The following is a 14,799-nucleotide window of genomic DNA, read 5'->3' on the forward strand; positions in this document are numbered from 1 at the left end:
TTGTTCCTTGTCTTCTCAGCTAGCCCGTTCTTCTGGCATGTTGGCGCGCTCCTGCATCCTGCGCCAATCAATCTTCCCTGTCGGCGACCGTAGCAATCGGTCGGTAAAGATGATCTCTCGCGGGCATTTGTAGGCCGCCATATTCGATCGCGACCATTCAGTCAGTTCTTCCTCGGTGAGCGATGCGCCGTTGCGCACGACCACGAGCGCCCGGACTCGCTCGCCGCGGCGCTCGTCTGTGACCGCAATGACGCAGGCCTCCTGGATAGCTGGGTGACTATGCAGTAGTGATTCGACCTCGGCAGGCCAGACCTTGTAGCCCCCGACGTTGATCATTCGCTTGAGGCGGTCCACCAGGAAGTAATAGCCGTCCTCATCACGCACGGCAAGATCACCCGTTCGCAGCCATCGTTTTCCACCCCGCTCCACGTACGACTCGCGGTTAGCAGGCTCGTTATTCCAGTAGCCGTGAGGGCTTACTTGGTCGCCCGAAATCCACAACTCTCCGCTCTCCGTCGTGGGCCCGTCCGGGTAGAACTCCAACGTCGCAGGGTCGACCAGCGCAGCACTTACACCAAAGGTCGGGATACCTAAGCATTGGCGCTTTGGGCGTTGTAGCGGCGTGGCCATAACCATGGCCGCAGTTTCTGTCATCCCGTAACCTTCCATGTAATGAATCCTTAGCTCCTCCGATAACCGCTTGTTAACGGCCTCCGGCAGCGCTGCACCACCGCCGTTGATGAGGGCGAGACTTTCGAGCGCACTATCCGGCAAGTTCGGCAGACCGAGCAGGTCCAACAGCATTGGGGGAGCAGCGCCCCATCGATTCACTCTGTACCGGGCGATGAGTTCGGCCGCTTTGCGTGCATCCCAGCGTGGAAGAAGCACAGAGGTCGCGCCAAGGTGGATCGCAGTGTTGACGAGCGACTGGAGCCCAAGCATATGAAACATCGGGGCTGCACCAAGGAAGACGGTCTCGGTCGTGTCCCCGCGCCAGTTTGCCGCCGTTACAGCAGCTGTCATCAGCGAATAGTGAGTATGCGTGCAGCCCTTCGGATGCGCCGTGGTGCCCGAGGTGTAAGCGATGAGGCAAAGATCGTCTGCACGGGCTTGAGCAGGCCAGGGGATCAGGTTGGCAGAAAGCGCTTTTCCCCAACCACAAACTTTCTCGTTTTCGGGAAGCGCAATTGGCACGCTAAACCAGTCTGGCACATCTGCATCCCCGATGCCCTCTAAGCCTGACTGATAGGAAAACAGCATCACGTCTTCAAGGCCTTTGGCAAGAAGCGGCTCCATTTGCGGCCACAATTCCTGCGCCGCAATCGCCACCTTTGCCCCGCTGTCGTTCATCAGGTGTTCGAGCTCCGCGCTCCGACACATCGGGTTGGCCAGAACCGGGACTGCATCCGCCCTGAGAATCGCATGGTAGGCCGTCACAAACTGAGTGGAAGTCTGTGCACTTAAAAGGACTCGGTCTCCCTGCCGCACGCCGGTGCGTTGCTGCAGCCACCCCGCTAAGCTCCGCACGTCATTCAACAGCTTCTCGTAGGTCACGACATGCCCGTAAATCACGTATGCCGGCTTCTGGGCAAACCGAAGAGCTGCTACTTCCAGACATTGCGGCAGCGTGAGGCGCGGTACGTGTTGGACGATTGGCAACCCCTTTGGCCAAAAGGGGGGAGGCTTGCGTTCCTCATTCATGGCGATCTGTTCTCTTTGATGGTTTATAGCCGTCGACGTCGACGGATGTCTCCTCAGGCCATCGTAGCTCACAATAATCATAGGTTCAACCATTAGATTTTTCTTGACTGCACACTGATCGCCCACATAGGATTTGGTTCGACCATTGACGATAGTCGATCTACATAAAAATCTGAGCGTGGGAACCATGACATCAGTCGGAGACATTTTTTCGCCCCGTCCACTGGAAGGCCGCGTTGCCCTCATCGCCGGCGGCTCTAGCGGCATCAACCTTGGTATCGCGCAGCGCTTTGCATCCGCAGGTGCAAAGGTCGTCATTCTGAGTAGAGACGAAGAACGCATCACCGCAGCAGCAAGAACAATCACAGACGCCGGCCATGTGGCCTATGGACGGGCAGCCGACGTACGCAACTTTGAAGCGGTGGCATCCGTGTTTAAGGAGGCATCCGAAAGATTCGGTCTGATTGATGTTGTCGTCTCTGGCGCTGCGGGAAACTTCCACGCACCCGCTGCCTCGCTCTCCGCCAACGGCTTTAAGACGGTCGTCGACATAGACCTGATTGGTAACTTCAATGTCTTGCGGGCCAGCTTCCCGTTTCTCAGGACGCCTGGTGCATCGCTGATGTCCATTACAGCACCAGGCGGTACGCACCCTTCCGTTTTTCAGGTGCATGCGAACTCCGCCAAGGCGGGCATCAACATGACGGTGAAGTGCCTGGCGATGGAATGGGGTCCCGCTGGAATTCGCGTGAACGCAATCTCCCCTGGACCAATTTCCGGAACAACCGGCATGGCGAAGCTCGCCGCCTCGCCCGAACGGGAGCAACAAATCAAGGCGCGCCTGCCCCTGCGCGAGTACGGGTCAATTCGAGACATCGCCGACACCGCACTGTTCCTTGCCAGCGACAACGCAAAGTACATCACTGGCGCCATCATCGATTGCGACGGGGGAAGCGGCCTAGGGGACGCCTCCGCAGATGCGCTTCTTAAAGCAACTCAACGTTGAATATTTCGACCACGGTCGTGCAAGGAAAAATATGAACGAGGCCTACATCTTTGATGCATTGCGCACCCCCCGCGGCAGAGGACGTGCCGATGGTAGTCTCTACGAAGTCAACCCAGTCGACCTCCTCGCTGGACTTATGACCGAGCTCCAGCAGCGACATGATCTCGACACTGCCCAAGTTGAGGATGCGCTCATCGGCTGTGTAATGCCCAACGGTGAGCAAAGCGGATGTATCGCCAAAACGGCGGCTTTGCGTGCTAACTGGGATTGGCAGGTACCAGGCGTACAGCTTGACCGATACTGCGGCTCTGGCTTGGAGACAGTGAATATCGCTGCCGCAAAGGTCCGCTCTGGCTGGGAGAATCTTCTTGTCGCTGGCGGCGTCGAGTCCATGTCGCGTATCACGATGGGTGGTGCGCCTGGTCCTCGGGACACAAAACCTGACATGGTCTTTCAGCTTAAACCAGTGCCGACTGGCGTGGCTGCGGACCTCATGGCTACTTTGGACGGACACACGCGCGAAGCTGTCGATCGTTACGCTTTGCAATCCCAGCAGCGTGCCGGCCATGCCCGTGCCAGCGGATACTTCGACCGCTCTGTTGTACCTGTCAAGGATGCCAACGGTCTCACTATTCTGAAACAGGATGAGCTAATCCGCGAAGACACTACTCTCGAGAAGCTTGGCGCACTCAAGGCCTCCTTCCAGGCGATGGGCGAACTCGGAGGTTTTGACGCGCTGGCACAGATGAAGTACCCGGAAGTCGAAAAGGTGCGTCACATCCATACCGGCGGGAACTCCTCGGGCATTGTCGATGGCGCCTCACTGTTGCTCGTCGGGTCAGAGCAAAAGGGGCGCGAGTTGGGCCTCACGCCACGAGCGCGCGTGGTTTCTGTTGCAGCAGTCGGCGCCGAGCCGACCATCATGCTTGCCGGCCCGGCGCCGGCGAGTCGCCTGGCATTGAAAAAGGCCGGCCTTAGCATCGACGACATCGACCTTATCGAGGTGAATGAAGCGTTCGCGTCAGTCGTTCTGCGGTTCATGACTGAAATGCAGGTTGACCCAGCCAAGGTCAACGTGAATGGTGGCGCGATTGCTATGGGACACCCCCTCGGTGCGACCGGCGGCATGCTGCTCGGCACACTCCTTGACGAACTCGAACGCCGCAACCTCAAGCGCGGCTTGATCACACTGTGCGTCGCCGGCGGTATGGGAATCGCCACCATCATCGAACGCGTCTGAGAGAGAATATGAGCTCAATCCAATATCAGAAAGACCAAGACGGCATTGTCACGCTGACGGTCGATATGCCCGGCCAGTCGGCCAACACGATGAACCAGGCATTCCGAACCGACTTCTCTGCGGTCGCGTCTCAGCTTGAGTCCGAGCAAGACGGTATTACTGGAGTCATCCTCACCTCCGGAAAGAAGACATTTTTTGCCGGTGGCGACCTGAATGGACTTCTCGCTGTAACGCCTGAACAAAAGGAGGAACTCTTCAAGCGTGCCACCGAGCTGAAGGCAGCGATGCGGCGCATTGAGCTTCTTGGAAAGCCCGTTGTTGCCGCAATCAATGGCAGCGCGCTAGGGGGCGGCTTCGAACTTTGCCTCGCCTGCCACGCACGTTTTTCACTTGCCAGTCCGCAAATCGCGTTGGGCCTCCCTGAGGTAAATCTCGGACTCCTTCCCGGCGGCGGTGGCGTCGTGCGACTCGTGCGATACCTAGGTCTCGAAGCTGCAATGCCTCTCCTTCTTGAGGGCACCTCCCTGTCGCCTGCCCAAGCGCTAGCGAAGGGCCTTCTTACCAGCATCGCGGACGATGCGGCTGGTCTGGTAAAGATGGCCCGAGATTGGATCAAGGAAAATCCTGAGGCCGCTCAGCCTTGGGACAAGAAGGGGTGGGGCCTGCCAGGCTCGACTGAGCAGTCTCCGGCATCTTTGACGTTCCTGCGAACCGCACCGGTGGCTCTTATGAAGAAGACCCGCGGTTGCTACCCTGCCCCACTGGCAATCCTCTCCGCTGCTGTAGAGGGTGCAGTCGTCAACTTCGACACAGCATCCCTTATCGAAACTCGCTACTTCGTTGGATTGGCGACGGGTCCTGTAGCCAAGAACCTGATCAGCACATTCTTCTTCCAGATGAATGACATCAAGGCCAACAAGGGCCGACCGGCAGATGTTCCTCCTGCCACGTTCAAGCGCGTCGGGATCCTGGGAGCAGGCATGATGGGCGCGGGCATTGCATATGCCAGCGCTATGCGCGGAATCGAGGCCGTTCTCAAGGACGTTAGCCTTGACCACGCGGGCAAAGGAAAGCTCCACTCAGAGAAGCTCCTTGAGAAAGGAGTGAGTAAGGGGAAGATCTCTCCATCGAAGCGAGACGAAGTCCTGCAACGAATTACCCCTACGGCAGATGCTTCCGGCCTCGCCGGCTGCGACATCATCATCGAAGCGGTTTACGAAAAGCGTGAGCTGAAAGCCGAAGTCACCAGGGAAGCGGAGCCGCATCTCGCGGAAAACGGCCTGTTTGCGTCAAATACGTCAACTCTGCCGATTACCGGCCTGGCCGAAGCAAGCGCAAGCCCAGAAAACTTCATCGGCCTGCACTTCTTCTCTCCAGTGGATCGAATGCCTCTGGTGGAAATCATCAAGGGAAAGAAGACCTCCTCCCGAACATTGGCGCACGCTATCGATTTCGTCAAACAGATTGGCAAGACGCCTATCGTCGTCAACGATTCTCGCGGCTTCTTTACCAGCAGGGTCTTCGGCACCTTCACCAAAGAAGGTGCGGCGATGCTCTCGGAAGGTGTCCCTGCCGCGGTAATCGAGAACGCGGCCCTTAGCGTCGGAATGCCGGTCGGTCCATTGGCGGTCATGGACGAGACCTCAATGGCCCTCAGCTTGTCGGTAAAGCGGCAGACCGAAACGGATCTTGCCTCAGAAGGTAAAAGCATGCCGCAACATCCGGGATGGGCGGTCATCGAACGCATGGCCGATGGACTGAAGCGTCCTGGCCGAGCCGGCGGTGGCGGCTTCTACGAGTATCCGAAGGATGGCCAGAAGTACTTGTGGCCTGGTTTGGTGAGCGAATTCGGAAAGTCGGCGGGGGATGTTCCGTTGGATGACCTGCGTGATCGCATCCTCTACATTCAGGCGTTGGAATCCATCCGGATCCTTGAAGAGGGGGTTATCGATACTACGCGCGACGCGAACATCGGCTCGATCCTCGGCATAGGCTTTCCTCGCTGGACTGGAGGTGTGCTGCAGTACGTGAACATGGTCGGTACCCGTCGATTCGCAGAGCGCTCCGCAGAACTGGCACAGCGATACGGTGAACGGTTTACCCCCCCGGCCCTCCTTCTGGAGAAGGCCGAACGCAACGAACGCTTCCAGTAACGAAGGATCACCCATGACTTGGGATAGTTTTACGTTATCGGTGGAAGACCACGTCGCCCACCTTGTGCTGAATCGGCCCGAGAAGCGAAATGCTTTGTCTCGCGCATTCTGGACTGAATTGCCGCAGGCCGTCCAAGCACTCGATGACGGCGCCCAAGCACGGGTGATCTTAATCTCCTCCACGGGGCCGTATTTCAGTAGTGGGATAGATATCGCAATGCTGGGCTCCCTGAGACCTGACATGAAAGGGCCGGATGCAGAGCGCCGGGCCCGACTTATCGGCCCCTTGACTCGCTATGAGGGCATCGTCGCCTTCCAGCGAAGCTTCAGTTCTCTCGAGCAGTGCCGGCTGCCGGTGATCGCAGCCGTGCAAGGTGGATGCATCGGTGCTGGACTAGACCTCCTCTCCGCTTGCTGCATACGATATGCCACCAGTGACGCCTTCTTCTCGGTCTATGAAATCAATGTCGGCATGCCTGCAGATATGGGAACCTTGCCGCGACTCACCCGCTTCCTGCCGGAGGGTGTGGTACGTGAGCTTGCGTACACCGGGCGCCGAATGGACGCTCGCGAAGCGCACTTCCGCGGCCTAGTGAATGAAGTCTTCGATGACCATAATTCCCTGTTGGACAAGGCGAAGTCTGTTGCCAGGGAGATCGCATCGAAGGCACCCATCGCCATCGCCGGCACCAAGCGTCTGATTAACTACGGGCGCGACCACAGCACCGCCGATACGTTAGATCACGTTGCGCTTTGGATAGCGGGCATGAATCCCAGCGAACAAATACTGGACGCCGCCAGGGCGAACGCCGGGCGAGCCTCCGCAAATTTCGCAGACCTCCCAGTGCGCACGCAGTTCCAAAAGTCGGAATAGAAGCCGCATTACGGCATGAAGTAGAGGCACTGACCGACATGAGTAACGCTGAGAGTTTGTCAAAAAGCGCAGAGACGCCGAGAGACGGCATCCCACTGTGCTACTTGCAGTTGCTGCTATTGCCGGCCCGAGCAAAGGGCTACGACACGGACGCGTTGTTGCGGCACCATGGGCTTTTGTCTGCTCTAGACAGTTCGCCAAATCAAATCGTCACGATGCTGCAGTTCGCGCGAATTCTGCGGCGCTTGCGGAGACTGCTCCATGACGAGATGATTGCCGTCACCGACCGCCCAGTTCGTCCCGGTACGTTCTTGCTCGTCGTCCGCCAGATGCTGCAATGTACAACGCTGGGAGAAGCGCTTCGACTTGGTTGCAGCCTCTATCGACTTGTCATCGAGGACTTCTCACCCCGTCTTCGCATATATGGCGATGTTGCTCGCCTGGAGATAGTCGACGCTTCACCACCAGGTACATTCCGAAGCATCGCACACCTCATGATGCTATACGGCGCCATCGGGCTCATGTCCTGGATGGTCCAGCGACCGATTGCCGTGCATGAAGTCACGCTTCCAGCGTCATATCCATCCCTCGCCCCCGCGGACGCCTTGTTCCAAGCGCCCGTACGCGCTGCCTCCATTAGTGGAATCAGCTTCGAATCGAGCCACCTCAACGAACGAGTTGTGACAGACATCGGGGGATTGAGAACGTTCCTGCTTCATTGGCCGATCCGAAAGATGGCACCTTACAGCGAGAAACTTCCTCTAGCTGTCCAGGTTAGAAAACGCCTTATTCAACGGGATATCGCGCATCTCCCTGCCCAAGCGGAGCTTGCTGCTACGATGGGGCTGACCGACAAGGCGTTGCGCCGTCGACTGTTCCAGGAAGGACAGAGCTACCGAGCCATCGTCGACGCGCTTCGGCGTGATGCCGCGATACGGCTTCTCGAGCAGTCCAGACTCAGCGTTGCCGAAATTGGGATCCGCCTGGGATTCTCAGAGCCCAGCGCCTTTCACCGCGCTTTTCGCCGAGCAACAGGCCTGACGCCGAATCAATTTCGGCGCCAAGCTTCGGTGGACCCCAACTAGGCAGCGCTGTAGCCTCCGTCGACAGTAAGCTCAGTGCCAGTGACGAATCGAGACTCGTCTGCACAAAGGAACGCGATGACATTCGCCACGTCAACGGGTTGTGCCCATCGACCTAGAGGCGTGCGGTGTGCAACCATGTCGACGGCGGCGTCCAGAGAACCCAGCGGGACCCCGTGGCTAATCATGTCCTTCATGGACCCTAACCCAAGCGGGGTCTCAACTAGCCCCGGGTGGACCGAATTGACCCGAATCCGCGATCTTCCGAGCTCGACGGCGAGTGCCTTCGTAAGCAAGCGAACTGCACCTTTCGACGTGCAGTACGCCGAGTGCATGCTTCCACCTTTCAGGCCAAGGATAGAAGAGAGATTCACGATGGAGGCGCTCCCAAATTCGGCCGCCGTTTTCGTCATCAACTTGCAGACTGCTTGGCACCCGAGCCACACGCTGTCAACGTTGACGGCCTGCTGACGGCGATACAATGCTAGGTCGGTCTCCAGGAATGGTCGGACAACCATTAGCCCTGCGCTATTGACCAGGCCATCGAGCCGGCCAGACGCCGACTCAATTTTCTGCACGACTGCATGCCACGCACTCTCCTCAGTGACATCATGCGCCAGGCTGTCGGCGACACCGCCAGCGTCGCGAATGAGCGCAACGGTCTGCGCGGCACCCTCTTCATTGAGATCACTTGCGAAGACACGCGCCCCAGCAGCTGCCAACGTGACGCAAGTCTGACGTCCGATTCCACTGGCCGCACCCGTTACCAAAACGACTTTTTTCTCAAGTTGCATAGATTCCTCTTCCTCAGGCTGTCAAAGACGGTGAATTCACGCGGCACGCTTCACTGATAGCGTTTGCGGTAACGTATAGCTCGCCAGGCCCTCTTCCCCATTCTCGACGCCCAGCCCGGACTGCTTGTGACCGGCCATAGGCGTATGAGGCGTAACGGCTTGAATCTGATTGATCCAAACCGTCCCTGTCTGAAGACGACGTGCGATGTCCATGGCGATACTCTCGTCCCTGCACCATACTGAGCCCGCGAGCCCGTATTCCGAGGCATTCGCTCGCTCAATTACTTCCGGAATGGATCTGAACTTGAGCAGCGGAAGAATCGGGCCAAACGGCTCCTCCCTGACGATTCTGGAGTCGTCGGACGGGTTATCCACGAGTGTGACGGGAAAGAACAGACCCGGCCCCTTCTCGACTTCCCCCCCCGTCAGCAAGTTGAAGCCGCGGTCCTTGCAGTCCTGCAGCAACCCACACAGACGGTCAAACTGTGCACGGTTCTGAACTGGGCCAAGCTCAACTCCATCACGATCGCCCGGCCCCATCGGTGTTGATTTTGCCAACCGTACGAGCACCTCCGAGAATTTGTCGTAGATGGATTCGTGGATAAAGACGCGCTTTGCAGCGATACAGATCTGCCCACTATTGACGAAGGCGCCCCAGAACAACTTCGTGGCGACCTCTTCGATGTCGACGTCCGGCATGACAATCGCGGCATCGTTCCCACCCAGCTCCAACGTCAATCGCTTGAGATCCTTTGACGCACTTTCCATTACCCGCTTTCCCGTCACTGTCGAGCCAGTAAACGAAAGCTTGTCGAAACCGGGATGCGCCGACATGCGGGGACCCAACGAATCGCCGCCACTGACAATATTTAGTACACCAGGCGGCAACACGTCACGCATGAGCTCCCCTACCCGAAGTGTTACGAGCGGAGTAAACGGAGATGGCTTCAGTACTAGGGTATTGCCCGTCAGAAGTGCTGGAGCAATTTTCCACGCGGCCAGGATTACCGGGTAGTTCCAAGGCACCATTGCCCCGACCACACCTACTGGAACTCGACGGACGACGATGTACGCCTGGTCGTTATCCTGCACGATGAGATCGGGAAGTGTCATCCGCGCGAACTCCGCAAACCAGTATGCTGCGCCGGCTACCTCGGTTCGCGCTCGAGACAGTGGCTTTCCTTGCTCCGCAGTCAGCAGCCTTGCCAACTCCTCCTGGTGCGCCAGGTAGACCGACCCGATTCTTCCTAGAAGCTCCTGACGCTCGGCCCATGTCGTCTTCGCCCAGCTTGGGAGCGCATTACGGGCGGCGGACACTGCGGCATCGAGCATCTCGGCGTTACAGTCTGGAGCCTGGGCAAATACTTCGCCCGTAGCAGGGTTAACTACCTCAATCGTCGAAGGTGTATCGATTGACGTCCCATCTATAGTCATCGGAAACGAGCTGGCGACGGGAGTGCCTTGCAATGTCGTCATGCTGCCACCTCGATTCGGTCAGTTGTCGACTGCTTTGACGGAGTAACCCGAATATTCAGGGTCTTCATCCCCCCGACCTGGTTGCTTGCGATGAATTCAGCCTTTCCCACTACCTCGATGCTCTCGGTTCTCGCAAGCAGTTCCGTAAAGAATGTCCGCATGCTTGCTCTCGCCAGATTCTGGCCAAGACACGCGTGGATACCGAATCCGAAGGCCACATGCTTATTTGGACCGCGGTCGATACGGAAACTACGGGGCTCATCGAACACCTCCTCATCGAAGGACGCGCTGTGATACATCAACGCGACCTCATCTCCGGCCTGGATCTTCTTTCCACGCAACTCAAAATCTCGAGTTGCTGTCCGTACGAAGTGCTTGACCGGACTTCCATGGCGGAACATCTCTTCAATTGCCGACGGCATTAGTTCTGGTCGCGCGCGAAGTCGGTCCAGTTCGCCCGGTTGCGTCAACAAGTAATACAGGCCACTGCACATCGACGAGCTAGTGGTGTCATGGCCCGCAGTAGCAAGGATCACGTAGTAGGAAACCGCCTCCATAAGGGGCAATGGCTCGCCGTCCACGGTAGCGTGCGCGATCAGCGATCCTAGATCCTCCTTCAACGGCGCCGCACGACGCTCGGCCAGCATCTTGCCAAAATAGGCGAAATACTCCTTTGCAACTGCGCCCTTTCCCCGCTCATCGGGTCCATCGCGCCTTAGCGTGGGGTCTTTCGGCGCGAGAAACTGCTGCGTCAACTTCAAGAGGTAGGGATGCTCGCTCTCCGGTACATCCAACAACGTCATGACGATCTGGAGCGGATACCAAACAGCAATCTCGCTACAAAACTCGCTTGTTCCCTTCTCTATCAGCCGTCCGACGAGCGCCCTGGCTCGCTCCTGGATGACGGACTCGAGGCGCTTAATGTTTGCTGGCATGAAGTAAGACTGCGTCAAGCCTCGATACTTCTTGTGATCCGGATCGTCCATGTGAATCATGGTTCGGACTAGTTTTCCTCCCGTTGCAGCGGTCTCCTCAATACGAACACGCTGCTCCACATCATTCATCAGAAAACTCTTTGGCGAGGCAATGAACACGTCGGGGTGCTTCCCGACTTCAATGACGTCAGCCTGCTTGGTGACAGCCCAGAACGGTGGATGCCCAGGGGCTGTAGTCCAATGCACCGGATCCTCGCGTCGGAGTGTTTCAAACATCTCGTGCATCCGCTCTGGATCGGAATAGATTTCGTGGCTTGCCAGCTCAGTATCGAAATCAGAAGCAATCGTCATTCTCGTCTCCTCAGTTTTTCTTGATATCTTCAAAGGTCAACCAGTAGCTCCGCCGTCAGCGACCGCGAGCAGCACGGCATGAAGCAATCGTTTCGGCTTCTGTCATCGTCGGTCAGGTAATGGTCCCGGTGATCAGGCATACCGTTCAGAACTGTGGTAACGCAGGTTCCACAAATTCCTTGCTCGCAGGACATCGAGAGCGAGATCCCCGCCTCAAGGAGCGCAGTAGCGGCGCTCACGCCGCAAGGCACGTGCACCTTTTTCCCAGACGAGGCCAGAATCAAATCGAAAGCAGTCTCAGCACTGCCATCATTCTGTGTAGTTGGTGAACCGAAGAACTCTCTATGTAGCTGGCGCTTTTCCCAACCGAGCTCTGCCGCAGTCGACAAGATATGTTCGATGAAGCCCGACGGTCCGCAGGCGTACACATGATCATCGGAGCCGCCCTGCTTCAATACTTTTCGCGCATCGAATGGCTGTTCTTTCGACGCCAGGTCGTGATAGATGCGGGCTTGCTTAGAGAACCGCGTCTCTATGCGTGACGTGAAGGCCGTCTTCGCCGCGTCGCGTGTGCAGTAGTGGAGTTCAAACTCTCGATCTGCATTTGCTAGCGTCTCAGCCATTGACAGCAGCGGGGTAATCCCAATTCCGCCGGCGAAAAGCAGGCTACGGCCCGCGCTCTGGACCAACTCGAACTCGTTTCGTGGCGCACTTACTCGGACCAGTTGGCCAGGTTCGATGGCCTGATGCATGCCGACGGACCCGCCTCGTGAATCTTCAGTGCGGAGCACGGCAATAACATAGCGATGTCGCTCGGCTGGATCGTTGCACAGGGAGTACGCTCGAGATACTCCGGGAACAATGTCCACCAGAATATGTGCGCCGGCGTCGAAAGCTGGCAGTTGCTCCCCGTCAGGATGCACCAACTCGAATGACAAGATGCCGTCGGCCTCCTTTCGTCTCTCGGAGAGTCTTAGCTCAAGGAACGGCGCGTCACCTGCATGGTTGCTCATCTCTGTCTCCATCGTTCTCGCTCCCGTCCCTCGTCAGATGGGCCGGAAAATGCGTGGAGATAGCTTAGAGTTCCGTGCAGGAAACGACGATGACCGAATCGGTCAACTTTGCTGGCCGAAATTACCCAAGGTAAAGCCGAATCAGGTCGTTGTGTGCCGAGGATGACACACCGGTCAAGGAAGAGATTGTGCTGCCGGGTAGGTCGCTGTTAGAGAGCGTTGGGCTTAGACGTGACCGGCCATGAGTCAAAGATCGGTGATGCCGTATAGCTTACTCTGCGTGGTGACGTGCCGGATCCACTGGACATTCTTCGTGAAGTCGAAAAAAAAAGCGGCGCCATTCAGCGCCGCCGTAAGCCAGCAGGATAAAGCTGGTTGAAGTCACCACCCGAAATTATTACAGGTTGGTCCCTGCGTCAACGCACAGGAGTCGTCAACAGGACACGTTACAGTGATCCCACCAACTCCGGCACCATCGTGTTCAGGTCGCCCACCAGGCCGTAGTCCGCCACCGAGAAGATCGGGGCTTCAGCGTCCTTGTTGATCGCGACGATCACCTTGGAGTCCTTCATGCCGGCCAGATGCTGGATCGCACCCGAGATACCGACGGCGATGTACAACTGCGGGGCAACGATCTTGCCAGTCTGACCGACCTGGTAGTCGTTCGGCACGAAGCCGGCATCGACTGCCGCACGCGATGCGCCCAGCGCGGCGCCGAGCTTGTCGGCCAGCGGGGTCAGTACCTTGGTGTAGTTCTCGCCCGAGCCCACGCCACGGCCACCCGAAACGATGATCTTGGCGGCGGTCAGTTCCGGACGGTCGCTCTTGGTCACTTCACGCGACACGAATTGCGAGATGCCAGCGTCGGTCACGGCCGGGATCGTGTCCACGGAAGCCGAGCCACCTTCAGCGGCGGCGGCGTCGAAACCGGTACCGCGCACGGTGATGACCTTGATCTTGTCCGACGACTTCACGATGGCGATGGCGTTGCCAGCGTAGATCGGGCGCTCGAACGTGTCGGGCGAATCGACCTTGGTGATGTCCGACAGTTGGGCCACGTCCAGCTTGGCGGCCACGCGCGGCAGGATGTTCTTGCCCGAGGCGGTTGCCGGAGCCAGGATGTGCGAGTAGTCGCTGGCGACGGCCAGGATCTGCTCGGCAACGTTCTCGGCCAGGCCGTCACCAAAGTACGGTGCGTCGGCCAGCAGGACCTTCGACACGCCGGCGATCTTCGCGGCGGCATCGGCGGCAGCCTTGGCGTTCGAGCCGGCCACCAGCACGTGGACATCGCCGCCGCATTGGGCAGCAGCCGTCACGGCGTTCAGCGTGGCGGCCTTGATCGATTGATTGTCGTGTTCAGCAATGACGAGTGCAGTCATGTTCTATCTCCCCCGCGCTCAGATAACCTTGGCTTCCGTCTTCAGCTTCTGCACCAGCGTGGCCACATCCGGGACCATCACGCCAGCACTGCGCTTCGCGGGCTCGATGACCTTCACGGTCGACAGACGCGGCTTCACGTCGACGCCGAGATCTTCCGGCTTGACGGTGTCCAGCGGCTTCTTCTTCGCCTTCATGATGTTCGGCAGCGTAACGTAGCGCGGCTCGTTCAGGCGCAGGTCGGTGGTCACCACGGCCGGCAGCTTGACCGACACGGTTTCCAGACCGCCATCCACTTCACGGGTCACCGAAGCCTTGCCGTCGGCCAGCACCACCTTCGAGGCGAACGTGGCTTGCGGCAGGCCAGCCAGCGCGGCCACCATCTGGCCGGTCTGGTTCGAATCATCGTCGATGGCCTGCTTGCCCAGAATCACCAGGCCCGGCTGTTCTTTGTCGATCAGGGCCTTGAGCAGCTTGGCCACGGCCAGCGGCTGCAGGTCTTCGTTCGACTCCACCAGGATGCCGCGGTCGGCGCCGATGGCCATCGCGGTACGCAGGGTTTCCTGGCATTGCGCCCCCCCGCACGACACGGCAACCACCTCGGTAACGACGCCGGCTTCCTTCAACCGCACGGCCTCTTCGACGGCGATTTCGTCGAACGGGTTCACGCTCATCTTGACGTTGGCCAGGTCGACACCCGTACCATCCGACTTCACGCGGACCTTGACATTGGAGTCCACGACTCGCTTGACTGCGACAAGTATCTTCACTGCTCTACCCTAGTCTATGGTGTTTGC

Annotated in this window: 12 protein-coding genes; 5 read left to right on the forward strand and 7 right to left on the reverse strand. The window is 58.3% G+C overall.

The window, feature by feature from the left end; all coding sequences use genetic code 11:
- Positions 1-15 precede the first annotated feature (15 nt).
- Positions 16-1,701, reverse strand: coding sequence for an AMP-binding protein (locus RMET_RS28145; protein WP_029310147.1), 1,686 nt, complete (start codon positions 1,699-1,701; stop codon positions 16-18).
- 187 nt (positions 1,702-1,888) lie between these two features.
- Between RMET_RS28145 and RMET_RS28150 the strand changes: the two genes are divergently transcribed.
- From RMET_RS28150 to RMET_RS28170, 5 genes are read left to right on the forward strand one after another with little or no spacing between them, the layout of a single operon-like run.
- The gene (locus RMET_RS28150) at positions 1,889-2,707 is read left to right on the forward strand and encodes an SDR family oxidoreductase (RefSeq protein ID WP_049799817.1); all 819 of its coding nucleotides are present in this window, start codon (positions 1,889-1,891) and stop codon (positions 2,705-2,707) included.
- 31 nt (positions 2,708-2,738) lie between these two features.
- Positions 2,739-3,947, forward strand: coding sequence for an acetyl-CoA C-acetyltransferase (locus RMET_RS28155; protein ID WP_011519912.1), 1,209 nt, complete (start codon positions 2,739-2,741; stop codon positions 3,945-3,947).
- Positions 3,948-3,955: 8 nt separating this feature from the next.
- A complete protein-coding gene (locus RMET_RS28160; protein ID WP_011519913.1) occupies positions 3,956-6,100 on the forward strand; it encodes a 3-hydroxyacyl-CoA dehydrogenase NAD-binding domain-containing protein in 2,145 nt (714 codons plus the stop codon).
- A gap of 13 nt (positions 6,101-6,113) precedes the next feature.
- Positions 6,114-6,974 (forward strand): enoyl-CoA hydratase-related protein, encoded by an 861-nt coding sequence (locus tag RMET_RS28165; protein WP_011519914.1) that lies wholly within the window; start codon positions 6,114-6,116, stop codon positions 6,972-6,974.
- Between the two features lie 38 nt (positions 6,975-7,012).
- Positions 7,013-8,059 carry a helix-turn-helix domain-containing protein gene (locus RMET_RS28170; protein ID WP_011519915.1) on the forward strand — a complete coding sequence of 349 codons (1,047 nt, stop codon included), beginning with the start codon at positions 7,013-7,015 and terminating at the stop codon, positions 8,057-8,059.
- Here RMET_RS28170 and RMET_RS28175 read toward each other — a convergent pair.
- The 6 genes from RMET_RS28175 to RMET_RS28200 all read right to left on the reverse strand — a co-directional run bounded on the left by RMET_RS28175 (position 8,056) and on the right by RMET_RS28200 (position 14,772).
- Positions 8,056-8,850: an SDR family NAD(P)-dependent oxidoreductase gene (locus RMET_RS28175; protein ID WP_011519917.1), complete on the reverse strand. Its 795-nt coding sequence runs from the start codon at positions 8,848-8,850 to the stop codon at positions 8,056-8,058. The genes RMET_RS28170 and RMET_RS28175 overlap by 4 nt on opposite strands.
- Positions 8,851-8,886: 36 nt before the next feature.
- Positions 8,887-10,326 carry an aldehyde dehydrogenase family protein gene (locus tag RMET_RS28180; RefSeq protein ID WP_011519918.1) on the reverse strand — a complete coding sequence of 480 codons (1,440 nt, stop codon included), beginning with the start codon at positions 10,324-10,326 and terminating at the stop codon, positions 8,887-8,889.
- Positions 10,323-11,612 carry a cytochrome P450 gene (locus tag RMET_RS28185; RefSeq protein ID WP_011519919.1) on the reverse strand — a complete coding sequence of 430 codons (1,290 nt, stop codon included), beginning with the start codon at positions 11,610-11,612 and terminating at the stop codon, positions 10,323-10,325. Before RMET_RS28185 ends, RMET_RS28180 begins: the two co-directional genes overlap by 4 nt.
- A gap of 29 nt (positions 11,613-11,641) precedes the next feature.
- Positions 11,642-12,625 carry a PDR/VanB family oxidoreductase gene (locus RMET_RS28190; RefSeq protein WP_029310149.1) on the reverse strand — a complete coding sequence of 328 codons (984 nt, stop codon included), beginning with the start codon at positions 12,623-12,625 and terminating at the stop codon, positions 11,642-11,644.
- A 446-nt stretch (positions 12,626-13,071) separates the two neighbouring features.
- A complete protein-coding gene (locus RMET_RS28195; RefSeq protein ID WP_011519921.1) occupies positions 13,072-14,004 on the reverse strand; it encodes an electron transfer flavoprotein subunit alpha/FixB family protein in 933 nt (310 codons plus the stop codon).
- 18 nt (positions 14,005-14,022) lie between these two features.
- On the reverse strand, positions 14,023-14,772 hold the full coding sequence (locus RMET_RS28200) for an electron transfer flavoprotein subunit beta/FixA family protein (RefSeq protein ID WP_011519922.1): 750 nt from the start codon (positions 14,770-14,772) through the stop codon (positions 14,023-14,025).
- Positions 14,773-14,799 lie beyond the last annotated feature (27 nt).

It is taken from the genome of Cupriavidus metallidurans CH34, assembly GCF_000196015.1.
In the GTDB taxonomy this organism is placed as follows: domain Bacteria; phylum Pseudomonadota; class Gammaproteobacteria; order Burkholderiales; family Burkholderiaceae; genus Cupriavidus; species Cupriavidus metallidurans.